Genomic DNA, 14,462 nt, shown 5'->3' on the forward strand with positions numbered 1-14,462 from the left:
CCAGATTTAAAACAAAAAGTTTACACCGCACTTCATTATAAAAAAAGCCTCCAAATATGGAGGCTTTTTTTATAATTTAATCCGCAACGATTTTAGTAAAATGTTGCTCTATTATCTATAATTTCTGAACCATCTTTTAGTGCATTATAAACTGCTGTGTTCACTTTAGCACTATTCGCATTCTTTAAAGAATTCGCGTAGGTACTATAATTATCTAATTTAACTGCATCTGTCTTTTTAGTAACCGTTACCATAAATACACCGGTATTACCTTCTATTAGTGCAGAAGTTTCATTTTCACCCAAAGAAAAAGCAGTACCAATAACTATTGGTTCGCTACCTGCTCCAGGAATAGTAGGTGATTTTACTGTTAAAGCTGAAGCTGTTGCTGCAGACACATTATTACTACTCGCAAAAGCATCAAACGCTTTATTTTGATTAGCACTAATTATCTGAGCTGCTTTCTTTTGCTTACGTATTATTGGAAGAACAGAAGCTGAAGCATCTGCAACATCTGCTAAACCTTTTGCATAGGTTGCTGTTAATTGAACCACCGCATAACCATTGTTGATATTAAAACGCTTAACGTCACCAATTTTAGAATCCTCATTAAAAGCCCATTGTACAATATTGCGCTGAGAGGCTAATCCTGGAAGATTCTCATCCATTGCTTTAATCTTGTTTACAGGACGAACTAAATACTTGCTCTCTTTAGCTAAATCTAAAAAAGATTTAGAACCATCGATAGATTCCATTTCAAATTTAGTAGCATCTGTAAATAACGTATTAATTGTTTCTTCTGATGGCTCTATTTCTCTAGAAACTGTAGCTATTTGATATACATCTTGCTTATCATCAATCTTAATAACATGAAAACCAAAATCTGTTTCTACCAAACCTATAGTTCCTGTAGTATTTCCAAAAGCAAAATCGTTAAATTTTGGAACCATTGTTCCTCTTTGAAAATATCCTAAATCTCCACCATTAGCAGCAGATGGTCCATCCGAATTATCTCTTGCTAATTCTACAAAAACAGTTTCCGATTTTTTTGCCTCTTTTAAAAGCTCATTTGCCTTTTCTTCCGCTTCTTCTTTTGTTCTTTTTACTTCAGGGTTTGCACGTGTAGCCCCTTCATAAGCTATTAATATATGGCTAGCTTTTACGGAACCATTTCCCTTCTTAGCAACCATTTTAGATAATTTATAGAAATTACCATCCTTATACGGACCAAAAATTTCTCCAATACCTAAAGTCATCAATGTATCTGCGAATAAGGCTGGTAAATCTTTTTTAGCTTTAAAAATAGTGTCAAACTTTGTATCTGAATTTCTGTCTAAAAAAGCAGTTACATTTTTAGTATCTCTAAAACCTACAATAGTATCATTTCTATCCGTACTCTCATTATACTCGATAGAATCGTCTAACAACTTTGTAATTTTTTCTTTTATTGCAGCCTCATCCGCAGCAGATGCTTTTTCTTCAAAGTATACAAATTGTATATCTCTAGCATCTTCCTGCTTATAGTCTTCTTTATGCGCACTAATATACTCTGATATTTCACTTTTAGAAACAGCTATAGTACTATCTGCAATGGAAGTGTAAGGTACACGTACATATTTAATATCTACTTTTTCATTAGCCAACTCATAATCTAATTCCCCTTCTTTAAGAGTAGCTCCAACTCCAGCTTTTATAAGATTATAATACGTTTGTTCTTTTGCCAATTGAATAATATTCTTTTCTGTCTCTAACCAAGCATCATACTGGCCATCATTACTATTTTTCCATTCCGCAATAGTATTCTTAAATCTATTAGCATCAAAAACACCATTTTCATTTTGAAATTGAGGATTCTGAGCGTAACCAGTAGTTCTTAAAAAATCAATAATTTGATCTTGCTCAATTCCTATTCCAAGGTTTTCGAACTGCTCTCCTAAAATAGTATTCTTTACTTCTTGATCCCAAACTTGATTCACAAGTTGCATAGAAGATGTTGTAGGTCCGTATCTTCTAGATGCAGCTTCTATTTTTGCCCTAAAGGCATCTATAGAAATTTCATTACCATTAATCTCCGCTACAGCAGAACCTACTTTAGCCCCACCAAAATTACTACTGGTAAAAACACCAGAAATAACAAATGCGAACAACGCTAAACCTATAATCAGTATTAAAACTGTTGTTCTTTTTCTTATATTTTCTAAAATTGCCATTGTTTGGAATAATTAAAATCAGGTGGCGAAAATACCATTTTAAATTGAAATAATAAAACCTAAAAACTCCTATCTATAGGAAAATAGGCTTCTAATCATCTTCTAAAACTTGAAGCCCTACCAAATCTATTTTAGTATTGGATACTTCTAGAATTGTAAAACGAAAATTATCTATAGTAATTTCGGTGTCTTGTTCCGGTATTTCTCCCGTTTCGCTTACTATTAACCCTCCTAAAGTTTCATATTCATCATCCTCAGGAAGTTCCATTTTATAATTTTCATTTATATAATCTACATCCAATCGAGCAGAAAACAAGTAATTAAACCTATCTATTTGTTCTTCAATTAAATCTGTAGAGTCATGTTCATCTTCAATTTCACCAAACAATTCTTCTACAATATCTTCTACAGTCATTATTCCCGAAGTACCCCCATATTCATCTAATACAACGGCAATACTTTTTCTTTTTTTTGTTAATGCTTTAAGAATATCATGTATTAACATGGTTTCTGGAACCAACTCTACTGGAAGCAAAATACTTTTTAATGTTTTTGGTCTTTTAAATAATTCGTAAGAATGTACATATCCAATAATATTATCAATAGTGCCTTTATAAATTAGTATTTTAGAATACCCTGTTTCTGTAAAAATTTTAGCTAAATTCCTAGGGGTCTCATGTAATTCTACAGCGGTAATCTCCGTTCTTGGCACCATAACTTCTCTTGCCTTCACTGCCGTAAATTCTAGAGCATTTTGAAACATCTGTATTTCCGAATCTACCTCATCCTCTTCCTCTACGGTTTCCATCTGCTCATTTATATAATCTCCCAATTCCATTTTACTGAAAGCCAACTGCACTTGATCTCCGTTGGTTTTAAATATTGTTTTTAGTATAAAATCGGAAACTTTTAGTACAAAATCGGAAATAAAAGAAAACAAAACATAAAAAAAATATGCCGGTATAGCCAAAACCTTAAGAAGCGTATTAGAATATATTTGAAATAGAACTTTAGGCAAGAATTCTGCTGTTATTAAAATTACAAAAGTAGAAATCAGTGTCTGCGTAAATAGACTAAAATCTGTCAATAACAGTTTCAAGAAACTATTAGAAGGCGTTTGCATTCCTACAAACCACTCCATTAAGAGTTCCCCCATAAACAATCCATAAATTACCAGTGCTATATTGTTGCCAATTAACATAGTTGCAATAAACTTGGAAGGTTTTTTGGTAAGAAGAGTTAAAACTTTGGACAAAAGTCCTTCTTGTTTTTTCTCAATTTCAATGTGAATCTTATTCGCGGAAATAAAAGCAATTTCCATACCTGAAAAAAAGGCTGAAAATAGTAGGGATAGAATTATAATGACAATGGAAGCATCCACAAAAACTACTGGTTATCCTGTTTTCTTTTTTCGAACTTTTGACGATAGTTCCTTCTAAAAAAGAACATCCCTAAAGAAACAATAGCAAAAAAGATAAATAAGTATGCTCCGTTTCTATCTACATTCCAATCTGTAAATATTCTGTAGACTGAAAATACACAAACTAATAAATACAAATACTCTGTATAACGTAATATTTTAATCATCGTTCTCCTCTTTTATTAGCATTAATCCGTATGTCTTATGCGCATTTAAGAAACTAAGATCTTTGTTAAAGTCCATTCCTTCCCCATCCATTACGGTTCCATCTTCTGGATTTGTAAATGTAAACTTTTCTTGGGTAAAAATCCATTCATTTCCTTGATCCCAATACAATTGTGTTGTTTCTAGCTTTTTACCATCATGACTAGCAATAACAACATTCCCTTGTAAGTCTATTACATTTGTTGCCCCGTAAATTATCCCATAATCAGCAGTTATAGTGCTTTTCTCATTATTATCATCAAAAAAATCCACATGAACTCCTTCTGGAAAAGTTCTATATGGAAATTTTAAATTATCAAAATCATTACTAATGCTGCTGGTCATAACGGCCATAACCCTAGTGTTTTTACTTTCATCTGGATTGAGCCTTTCCTTGGTTTCTGTATAAGTTAATACAAAGTCTTTAGCCACACCCTGAGGAAATATATTTGCTTTAGCTTCTTCCCCAACACGTTTGTAATTGTCTTTACATGAAAAAAAAAGCATTGCTATGGAAAATACCATAGCAATGCTTTTAAAGTTATCTGTAAATACTTTATTCATACTATAAGGCAGGAACTTTTACACTACCACCAACCCAGCATTTAAAAGTAACTGTTTTACCAGCCATACCTGCTGTAAAAATCATTTCTTTTGTTGGTGCTTTAGCCGCATAACTTGCCGCTGATTTATTTGCTCTACCACTAATAGATGGATCTACTCTACCAGCTTTTCTTGCCATTTCTGCAGCTTTCCAGTAGATTGCTCTTTTCTCAAAAGGAGTTGTTCCACAAGCATTTGCACTACCTGCGTATAAACTTGCAATTAACAAATATGCTCTACCATTAGAACCATCTGCATTAATTGCTTTCTGCGCATAATTTCTTGCTGTAGACTTACTTCCTCTTCTATATATAGTAGCAACTTTATACGCAATTTTAGATTTTTTTCTAGCTTCTGTTTCTAACTCTAAAGCTTTGTTGAAATCTGCCAAAGCGCCTTTATTATCACCAGATTTTTGTTTTAATAAACCTAAGTAAAAATAGGCATCAGCTGAAGGATCCAAATTATTTTGAGCTTCTACTAATTTTACGAATAAAGGATCCTCTGTACATTCTTTACTAAACATTCTTCCTACTGCACGCTTTACCCATACAATATCATTTTTCTTAGATTCGAAACTCTTGTTATACAAAGGAATTAGGTTCGTACAATCTGCAAGAGCTCCTAATTTAGAGTCTATACTTCCAGTAATTTTCCCAAATGACTTAGAGTTTGTTGTAGCAGAACTTAATTGCTTTTTCTCTTTAGAAGTTAAAGTTCCTTCCTCTTCTTTTGGTAAAAGCTTGGTAATAACATTCGTTAATTTAAGATTTTCTGCTTCTATTTTTTCCTGAACATTATCATATACATCAAAAACCTCTTGAAGCTCTTTAGACCCTGCTTTATGTAAATTTACTAAACTAGAAAAGTATAGATATAAAGCTTTTGGGTTTTTAAAATTTGCTAAATCAGTAGTAAAAGCATCATTTAATGAAGAGTATATTTCCGCGTCATTTGTCATTTTATTATCATACTTCAAAAGCACTTTATCTATAATAACATCTGCTTTTTTAGCTCTAGCTGGGAAATACTTAGAACTACCATCATATAAAGCTAATAAATCTGTAATGTACCCATCTTTATCCGCCCCGGAAGATTTTTTTACTTTGTCTTTTAAAATCCTTTCTCCATAAGCAAAAGTTGCCCAATTTAATTCTGGACATGTCTCATATACCATTTTCCATGGCGTATAAGCTGCATCATAATTTTTAACTTTTGCATGCTCAACATATATAGATAAGTTGGTCATACATTCTTGATTTTGCGCCTGAGCATTACTTACTCCTAGGGTCCCTAAGAACAATATAGCTGCGAAGTAAAGTTTCGTTTTCATATTAATTTGTTTAAAAAGGTGGTTAATGTACTAATTTTTTTTAATTTATCTTCCTTTTCTGGAACCACATATCATTTAAAGAAAGTCCTATATTAATTTTAAAATACTTCTCTTCTATAAGATCTGCGGAGGTTGTTCCTTTTTTACCAAGTTCAAAACCAAGGTTAATATTAGAAAAACTCCTTCCCAGTGGTAGACCTAGTCCAAAAGTTATGCCAAAATCATTAACTTCCTTATTATTAACCATCATCCCGGTTTTATCCATACGCAAACCTGCTCTATAGGTAACTCTTTTTAAGTAGCTTGTAAAAGAATCATAGTCAGGAACATAAAACCCTCCAAATGCAAAGGTGCTAGCATCTGTATATACTACATTGGTTGCTCCTAGAAAATCATTAGTAAAAGACCCTAACGACTGTAAGCTATACTCTGCCCCCAAAAACCATTGTTTATTTTTACCATATCCCAATCCTAATGTGGTAGTTGCAGGAATTTTTAATTCTGTATTACTTAACCCATTGCTTGCTAAATCTACGCTTATTGTCTCAATATCATTTCCGTTACTTAAGGAATAGGACCCAATGTTTTGAGTATTTATCGATTTTAAATTCCCTTGAGCATTCACTCTTACCGAAGTAAATAGTGTATGGGTTTTCGAAATTGCTGGTGTATAATTTACAGCAAAGTTAAAATCTACCCCATCTATCTTAGAGGTTCTACGGTCAAAAGTTCCAAACAATACATTTTCAACAGCCTGTACTCGATTATTATTTATTTTTCCAAAATTATAATTCGCTGATAATCCTACGCTAAGATCTTTACGTAATTCATAACCTACAGAAAAATATACTTTATTTAATCCGCCGTCTCCTGTATACGTATTTGTAACCAATGCATTACTACTATTTGTTGTTTCACCAACTAAATTATACCCTACAGAAGAATATGGCATAAGGCCAAACCCAATACCCAATCCTTTTCCTAAACTAAAACCTAACCCCAAATAATCTAACGTAGTTATAGATGTTTTTTCTTGAGCTGTAAAACTACTCAATGTAACTTCACGTCTAGAGACTCCAGCGGTGTAAACGGTCATCCCTACTTTATCATTCCCTGACAAGCCAAGCTTACCGTAAGAAGCAGGGTTCTTTAAATTAACATGTATACTATCCGCATACATGCCAATACCACCCATCATTTGATTTTCTACGGTGCTTTTTGTTCTTAAATCTCCTATACCGAAGTAAGAATATGGAGAAACTGACCCTTCTTGTGCGTACATATTAAAAGAAACTATGCACACGATTGCAATTACAATTTTCTTAATCATCTAGTGTTTGTTGTATTCCAACAAATGGTTTAGTCCCTTTAGCAGGAATTTGGAATCCGCAAATATGGTATTTTTTAATCGTTTTGACAAAAAATGAGTGTCCCCTCCTGTTAAAATAACTGTTAAATCTTTGAATCTAGTTTTATATTGATTGATTACACCATCAATTTCTAAAGAAATTCCGTTTACTACTCCACTATGAATACTCGTTTCAGTAGAATTCCCAATAAAACTTAAAATATCTTCTTTTTCTAACAAAGGTAATTTTGATGTTAGGCTATATAACGCCTTATATCTCATTTGTACTCCCGGAGAGATTGCCCCTCCAAGATAATCTCCATTAGAATCTACAAAATCATATGTAACACAAGAACCGGCATCTATGATTAAGGCGTTTTTCTTTGGAAACAACGTAACTGCAGCCATAGCCAAAGCAATACGATCTACACCCAATGTCTTTGGGGTGGCATATTTATTAACGAAGGCAACCTTAGAATCCGCATTTAACACATGTACTTTTGTTTGTCTTTTTAAAAACTCTAGGTCCTTATTACTTAAATTACCCACGGAAGAAAGTATAGAATCTTTGATTTCTGGGAATTCTTTAAAAATATTTTTTGCTTTTTTTTCTAAATCCTCCCCTTGAATTATATCCAAAAACAAAAGGCTATCTTCTTTAAAAACAGCTAGTTTTACATTAGTATTACCTACGTCTATTATTAAATTCATGATACAAAGATTAAGAAATGTAAAAAAACTATCACCTTTTTTCTCATTTTTGTTTGTAAATCTTAAATTTGAATATATATTTGCACCCGCTTAACGGCATGGTGCCTTAGCTCAGTTGGTAGAGCAATGGACTGAAAATCCATGTGTCCCTGGTTCGATTCCTGGAGGCACCACAATTAAACCCTGCATATGCAGGGTTTTTTGTTTTTAAGAACTTACAATGCATTATTTATATATTATTTACTCTGTTGCATTAGATAAATATTACACAGGAGAATCGACTAAACCTTTAGTTAGACTTGAACAGCATAACTCACATTACTTTAAAAAAGGGTTTACTAATGCTGCTAATGACTGGAAAATTGTTTTAACAAAAAAATGCAATTCTAAAACGGATGCAATCTATCTTGAAAAATTTATTAAGCGAATGAAAAGCTCTAAGTTCATCAAAAAAATTGTCCTAAATCCAAAAATTCTAGAAGATATACTTAACAAAAAATAACTATATCCTGGTTCCCCCGAAGCTTCGGGGCTGGAGGCACCACAATTAAACCCTGCATATGCAGGGTTTTTTGTTTTTAAGAACTTACCATGCATTATTTATATATTATTTACTCTGTTGCATTAGATAAATATTACGCAGGAGAATCGACTAAACCCTTAGTTAGACTTGAACAACATAACTCACATTACTTTAAAAAAGGATTTACTAATGCTGCTAATGACTGGAAAATTGTTTTAACAAAAAAATGTAATTCTAAAACCGATGCAATCTATCTTGAAAAATTTATTAAGCGAATGAAAAGCTCTAAGTTCATCAAAAAAATTATCCTAAATCCAAAAATTCTAGAAGATATACTTAACAAAAAATAACTATAACCTGGTTCCCCCGAAGCTTCGGGGCTGGAGGCACCATAATAAATCCTTACTCTTTTTAGTAAGGATTTATTTTGTTTGTACAATTTCCTAAACTTATATTTTTAGAAATAGTAAGATTACAAAAACAATAGCGACAAATATCCATGTAAACTTAAAATATAAAAATGTTTTTCTATATATTTTATAATAACTAAACATCTCTAAAATAGTATCTTTGGTATAACTCCTTATTTAAAAATTATGCGTTCATTTAGTATTATATTTTTAATGTTACTTTTCTCTTACGTTTCGCAGGGGCAATCAAAATTAGAAAAAACATTAAAACTATATAACAGCGAATCTGTGCCATACATATACACAGAAGAGTTGGCTTCTATGGAAAATATTGTTCTTTTAGATACCAGAAAAAAAAATGAATATACTGTTAGCCACCTAAAAAATGCTATTTGGGTAGGTTACGATTCTTTTAATAAAAAAGCTGTTTCATCCAAAGTTACAGATAAAAAAACTCCAATTGTTGTTTATTGTTCCATTGGTGTTCGTTCCGAAAATATTGGCGAACTTCTCCTTGAAATGGGCTATACTAATGTTAAAAATTTATATGGTGGTATTTTTGAATGGAAAAACAAAGACCAACCCGTTTTTAACATGGAAAATACAGAAACCGAAAACGTCCATGCATACGACAAACAATGGGGTAAACTTTTAAAAAAAGGTAAAAAAATATACAAATAACCTATGGGTGTACTAAGTCCGAACGAAAATAAATCTGACGAACAAGCTATCCGATTTGAACTCGTAAACTCTAAAAACCTACTTCTTATTTTTACTCGAAATCCAGAATTGGGAAAATGTAAAACACGCCTAGCTGCTACAGTTGGCGAAAATGTTGCTCTGGAAATCTATAAGTTTCTTTTACAACATACCGCTAATATTACCAAAAACCTATACGCCACAAAGCACGTTTATTATTCCGAAGGAATTTGGGAAGACGATACGTGGGACAACGCCATTTTTAATAAAAAAATACAAGAAGGTTCCGATTTAGGAGTACGTATGCATAATGCTTTTTTAGAAGGTTTTAAAAATGATTTTGAACATATTATCGTAATTGGAAGCGATATGTACGATTTATCCCAAGAAGATATTGAACAAGCATTTATTCAGCTAAACACCAACGATTATGTTATTGGCCCAGCTACAGATGGTGGGTATTACCTCTTAGGAATGAAAACTCTAAATTCCGATATTTTTAAGAATAAATCTTGGGGTACAAATACCGTTTTAAAAGATACTTTAAAAGATTTAGAAAACACTAAAACACATATTTTAGAGGCTAAAAATGATGTAGATATTTATGAAGATATCCAAAACATAAAGGCCTTTACACCGTTTATAAAAAATATATGATAGTAACAGAAAAACAATTACAAGAATCCGCGCAATTTCTTAAAAACAAAGGGTTTGCAGCACCTGAAATTGGAATCGTTTTGGGAACAGGATTAGGTAAACTAGTGGATGAAATAGAAAACCCCATTGTAGCGCACTACAGCCAAATTCCTTTTTTCCCATTAGCAACCGTAGAATTCCATTCAGGGAAATTAATTTACGGAACAATTGAAGGAAAAAAAGTAGTCGTAATGGAAGGCCGTTTTCATTTATACGAAGGGTATGATTTAATGGATGTTACATATCCAATCCGGGTTATGCACCAATTAGGAATTAAAAGTCTCTTCATTTCTAATGCTGCCGGAGCCATCAATTTAGATTTTAAAAAAGGGGATTTAATGCTTATTGAAGATCATATTAATCTACAAGGCGGTTCTCCTTTAGCATTTAGGAACGTAGGAGAATTTGGAGATCGGTTTGTAGACATGCTAGAACCTTACCATCCTAAAATGCGCGAACAACTTAAAACTATAGCTAAAAATGAAGGTATAACTTTAAAAACTGGGGTTTACGCCTCCGTTGTTGGTCCTCAACTAGAAACCAAAGCAGAATACCGTATGCTAAAAATTATTGGTGCAGATGCTGTTGGGATGAGTACGGTACCTGAGGTAATTGTAGCAAACCATTTAAAATTACCTATTGTAGCAGTATCTGTGCTTACAGATGAATGCGACCCTGACAACTTACAAGCAGTAAATATTGAAGAAATTATTGCTATTGCAGGGAAAGCAGAACCAAAAATGATACAATTATTTAAAGAATTAATAAAACAATTATGAGTTATTTAGATGCTACAAATGATCTTTATAAAGATGCTGCATTAACTCCCGATGTTGGACTTTGTTGCACCACTAATCCCGTTTGGCAATTTCCAGGACTTTCTATACCAACCATAATGCAAGAAATGAATTATGGCTGTGGAAGTACGGTTTCTGCACAAGATTTAGTAAACAACCCTAAAGTTCTATATGTTGGTGTAGGTGGGGGTATGGAGCTGCTTCAATTCTCTTATTTTTCCAGACAAAAAGGAGGTGTTACTGGAGTTGATGTTGTTGACGAAATGCTAGAAGCGTCTAGAAAAAATTTTAAAATTGCCGAAGAAGAAAACGATTGGTTTAAGAGCGACTATGTAAACCTAGTAAAAGGCGATGCGCTAAATCTACCCATTGAAGATGAAAGTATGGACGTAGCTGCGCAAAATTGTCTATTTAATATCTTTAAGGCTGAAGATTTAAAGAAAGCTGTATCGGAAATGTATCGCGTTCTAAAACCACATGGCAGATTAGTAATGAGTGATCCTACTTGTGAGCAACCTATGAACGATACACTAAGAAATGATGACAGAATAAGAGCCCTTTGTTTAAGTGGAAGTTTACCAATTAAAGAATATGTAAAAGCATTAACCGATGCTGGCTTTGGAACGATAGAAATAAGAGCACGTAAATCTTACCGTGTTCTTTCTCCTAACCACTATCCTACGGATGAATTGGTATTTATAGAATCCATAGAAATTGCAGCCATTAAAGATCCCATGCCAGAAGATGGTCCTTGTATTTTTACTGGAAAAACAGCAATTTATTACGGAGATGAGGAGTATTTTGATGATAAAAAGGGACATGTTCTTATGCAAAATATGCCTATCGCAATTTGCGATAAAACAGCAAACGATTTATCTAAACTAAAACAACCCATACATATTAGTGAAAGTACCTGGCACTATAACGGTGGAGGGTGTTGTTAAACGTAAAAGATAATAATTTTGTAAGGTAACCGTATACAAGCCTACTATTTAATTAAACTTTTTATATGCGTTTATCTATTTTGTTAATTTCTGTAGTAGTTTGGTCTTGGAGTAATCTAATGACCGCCCAAACTACTACAGAAAACTTACATTCTGGTTGGAATACTTTATTAAAAACCTATGTAGATGCCGATGGTAATGTGGACTACAAAAATCTAAAAAGTTGCACCCCAAAAATAGCTGCTTATTTAGCAAAACTAGAGAATAATGCTCCTAACTATACTTGGAGTAAAAATGAAAAACTAGCGTTTTACATTAATCTTTATAATGCAGCAACAGTAAAGTTAATTCTAGATAACTATCCCATAAAAAGTATTAAGAAAATTTCTAGACCATGGGATAAGAAATGGATAGCCGTTGGCGATAAGACTCTTTCGTTAGGCGATATTGAACACAAGGTTCTTAGAAAAATGCAAGAACCTAGAATTCACTTTGTTATTAATTGCGCCTCGTATTCTTGTCCTAAATTAAAAAACGAAGCTTTTGTTTCTTCCCAGATAGAAAATCAGCTAGAAGAAGCTACTAGAAGTTTTATAAATGACCCAAAGAGAAATAAAATCGATAGTAAAGAAGCTAAACTATCTAAAATTTTTAACTGGTTTAAAAAAGATTTTACTACTAAAGGTTCTGTATTAGATTTTATAACACCTTATACTTCGGTAAAACTTACAAAACAAACAGATATTGATTATGTAGATTATAATTGGAGCTTAAATGAAAAAAAATAAGTCCCAAATATCTATTATTATTCCTGTTTTAAATGAAGAGAAAAACATTGCTAAGCTATTAGATTTTCTTAGGAAGAACATCTCTAAAGCCAATTTAGTCAAAGAAATTATTATAGTGGATGGTGGCAGCACAGACAACTCTGTATCTATTGCTAAAGAAAATGGAGCAATAGTGGTTTCCTCTAAAAAAGGTAGAGCCGTACAAATGAATAGTGGTGCCAAAATAGCAACCGGAGATATTCTTTATTTTTTACATGTAGATACTTTTCCTCCTAAAAATTTTGATTTTTTTATTCATAAATCTATTTCTAAGAATAAAGAGTCTGGTTGTTTTAGGATGGCTTTTGATAGTAGTAATCTCTTTTTAAATTTCTTTGCTTGGTTCTCTAAACTTAATTATCAAATTTGCCGTGGAGGTGATCAATCCCTTTTTATTACCAAAAATTTATTCGCAAAAATTAATGGTTTTAATGAGGAATATAAGATTTATGAGGACAATGAAATTATAGAAAGAGTCTATGAGAATACTAAATTCGTTGTTCTCCCTCAAAAAGTAAAAACCTCCGCTAGGAGATATGAAGAAATAGGGTTTTACAGACTACAATTCTATTTTGGCATAATCCACTTTAAAAAACTTTTTGGGGCAAGCCCAGATAAATTGTACGATTTTTATCGTAGAAAAATTGCTGCTAGTTAATTTTAACTAATTGTTTTCCTATATTTTTCTTTTCAAACAAACGGTTTAATGCTACAGGCATGTTTTCTAAACCAATTAAAATATCTTCTTGATAGTTTAACTTTCCTTCCGTAATCCATTGCGACATTTCTTTTTCGGCTATATGAAAATCTTTTTCAAAATCGTAAATAAAAAACCCTTCCATTTTAGATCTTGTAGCGCCGATTCTATGCCAATTATTTAAAGGATAAACAGAGGCATCTTTGCCATCCAAATATTGCGAAATTCTACCACAACAAACCACTCTAGCGTATCTCCTTAACTTTGTTAAAGCAATATCTAACAAAGGGCCACCTACATTATCAAAATAAACATCAATACCTTCTGGAAAAAAGGCATCAATTTGTTCTCCTATATTTTCGCTATTGTAATTTATAGCTCCTATATAACCAAGTTTATTAACGAGTAATTTACATTTTTCATCTGTACTAGCAAAGCCCACTGCCCTTGCTCCTTTAATGGCTACCAAGCTTCCAACAGAAGAACCCACACCACCAGCAGCAGCAGAAACCAAAACGTTTTCTCCTTTTTGTAAAGCCCCAACTTTATATAAACCAAAATAAGAAGTAAAACCCGTCATACCCAAAACACCTAGAGCTGTAGAATAAGGTAAAATTCGCTGTTCTACTTTATACATCATATGATACGGGCTACCGTCACATATAACATATTCTTGCCATCCACATTTTCCTTGCACTATATCTCCTACATTAAAATCGGCATGTTTACTTTCTACCACTTCTCCTACTCCTCTGCCCCGCATAACATCTCCGATTTGCAATGGAGCTTCTATTCCTGCACCATCTAGCATATAAAATTTCATTACGGGAGCTACAGACAAATAGAGCACTTTAATTAAAAACTCCCCAGGTTTAATCTTAGGCAGTGAAACTTTTTCTAATGCAAAGTCTGTCTTCTTTATATAATCCGTTGGTCTAGAAGCAAGAACTAATCTTTTATTATACATTTGAAGATTATTTATCTTATTATTTTTAGTTTAATTAAGTTAACTAATCATTTTTATTCTTGCAACATTTACA

General features: G+C 32.6%; 16 protein-coding genes and 1 tRNA gene. 9 read left to right on the forward strand and 8 right to left on the reverse strand.

Annotated features, from left to right (window positions below):
• Positions 1–92 precede the first annotated feature (92 nt).
• The 7 genes from Q0856_RS07200 to Q0856_RS07230 form a co-directional block, all read right to left on the reverse strand.
• Complete coding sequence (locus Q0856_RS07200; protein WP_298503758.1) at positions 93–2,210, reverse strand: peptidylprolyl isomerase; 2,118 nt, start codon at positions 2,208–2,210, stop codon at positions 93–95.
• 91 nt (positions 2,211–2,301) lie between these two features.
• Positions 2,302–3,591, reverse strand: coding sequence for a hemolysin family protein (locus Q0856_RS07205; protein ID WP_298503760.1), 1,290 nt, complete (start codon positions 3,589–3,591; stop codon positions 2,302–2,304).
• Positions 3,592–3,596: 5 nt separating this feature from the next.
• Entirely contained in the window at positions 3,597–3,797 is a 201-nt protein-coding gene (locus tag Q0856_RS07210) for a hypothetical protein (RefSeq protein WP_298477897.1), read from the reverse strand.
• Entirely contained in the window at positions 3,790–4,398 is a 609-nt protein-coding gene (lptC, locus tag Q0856_RS07215; RefSeq protein ID WP_298477894.1) for an LPS export ABC transporter periplasmic protein LptC, read from the reverse strand. The genes Q0856_RS07210 and lptC overlap by 8 nt, the downstream gene beginning before the upstream one ends.
• Position 4,399: 1 nt before the next feature.
• Positions 4,400–5,770 (reverse strand): hypothetical protein, encoded by a 1,371-nt coding sequence (locus Q0856_RS07220; RefSeq protein WP_298477892.1) that lies wholly within the window; start codon positions 5,768–5,770, stop codon positions 4,400–4,402.
• 40 nt (positions 5,771–5,810) lie between these two features.
• Positions 5,811–7,100: a hypothetical protein gene (locus tag Q0856_RS07225; RefSeq protein WP_298477889.1), complete on the reverse strand. Its 1,290-nt coding sequence runs from the start codon at positions 7,098–7,100 to the stop codon at positions 5,811–5,813.
• Entirely contained in the window at positions 7,101–7,829 is a 729-nt protein-coding gene (locus tag Q0856_RS07230; RefSeq protein ID WP_298503762.1) for a type III pantothenate kinase, read from the reverse strand.
• 100 nt (positions 7,830–7,929) lie between these two features.
• Here Q0856_RS07230 and Q0856_RS07235 point away from each other — a divergent pair.
• The 9 genes from Q0856_RS07235 (at position 7,930) to Q0856_RS07275 (ending at position 13,383) form a co-directional block, all read left to right on the forward strand.
• A tRNA-Phe gene (locus Q0856_RS07235) sits at positions 7,930–8,002 on the forward strand.
• A gap of 47 nt (positions 8,003–8,049) precedes the next feature.
• On the forward strand, positions 8,050–8,331 hold the full coding sequence (locus tag Q0856_RS07240; protein WP_298477884.1) for a GIY-YIG nuclease family protein: 282 nt from the start codon (positions 8,050–8,052) through the stop codon (positions 8,329–8,331).
• Between the two features lie 89 nt (positions 8,332–8,420).
• A complete protein-coding gene (locus tag Q0856_RS07245; protein WP_298503763.1) occupies positions 8,421–8,702 on the forward strand; it encodes a GIY-YIG nuclease family protein in 282 nt (93 codons plus the stop codon).
• A 246-nt stretch (positions 8,703–8,948) separates the two neighbouring features.
• Positions 8,949–9,443: a rhodanese-like domain-containing protein gene (locus Q0856_RS07250; RefSeq protein WP_298503765.1), complete on the forward strand. Its 495-nt coding sequence runs from the start codon at positions 8,949–8,951 to the stop codon at positions 9,441–9,443.
• Positions 9,444–9,446: 3 nt separating this feature from the next.
• Complete coding sequence (locus Q0856_RS07255) at positions 9,447–10,118, forward strand: TIGR04282 family arsenosugar biosynthesis glycosyltransferase (RefSeq protein WP_298503767.1); 672 nt, start codon at positions 9,447–9,449, stop codon at positions 10,116–10,118.
• Positions 10,115–10,936 carry a purine-nucleoside phosphorylase gene (locus Q0856_RS07260; protein ID WP_298503769.1) on the forward strand — a complete coding sequence of 274 codons (822 nt, stop codon included), beginning with the start codon at positions 10,115–10,117 and terminating at the stop codon, positions 10,934–10,936. Before Q0856_RS07255 ends, Q0856_RS07260 begins: the two co-directional genes overlap by 4 nt.
• The gene (gene arsM, locus Q0856_RS07265; RefSeq protein ID WP_298503770.1) at positions 10,933–11,898 is read left to right on the forward strand and encodes an arsenosugar biosynthesis arsenite methyltransferase ArsM; all 966 of its coding nucleotides are present in this window, start codon (positions 10,933–10,935) and stop codon (positions 11,896–11,898) included. Before Q0856_RS07260 ends, arsM begins: the two co-directional genes overlap by 4 nt.
• A gap of 65 nt (positions 11,899–11,963) precedes the next feature.
• On the forward strand, positions 11,964–12,686 hold the full coding sequence (locus Q0856_RS07270; protein ID WP_298503772.1) for a DUF547 domain-containing protein: 723 nt from the start codon (positions 11,964–11,966) through the stop codon (positions 12,684–12,686).
• Positions 12,673–13,383 carry a TIGR04283 family arsenosugar biosynthesis glycosyltransferase gene (locus tag Q0856_RS07275; protein ID WP_298503774.1) on the forward strand — a complete coding sequence of 237 codons (711 nt, stop codon included), beginning with the start codon at positions 12,673–12,675 and terminating at the stop codon, positions 13,381–13,383. Before Q0856_RS07270 ends, Q0856_RS07275 begins: the two co-directional genes overlap by 14 nt.
• On the opposite strand, the gene Q0856_RS07280 is transcribed toward Q0856_RS07275, so the two are convergent.
• Positions 13,376–14,389, reverse strand: coding sequence for an NADP-dependent oxidoreductase (locus Q0856_RS07280; protein ID WP_298503775.1), 1,014 nt, complete (start codon positions 14,387–14,389; stop codon positions 13,376–13,378). The two genes, Q0856_RS07275 and Q0856_RS07280, sit on opposite strands and share 8 nt — an antisense overlap.
• Positions 14,390–14,462: the final 73 nt, after the last annotated feature.

The sequence above is a fragment of the uncultured Maribacter sp. genome (genome assembly GCF_947496775.1).
In the GTDB taxonomy this organism is placed as follows: Bacteria; Bacteroidota; Bacteroidia; order Flavobacteriales; family Flavobacteriaceae; genus Maribacter_B.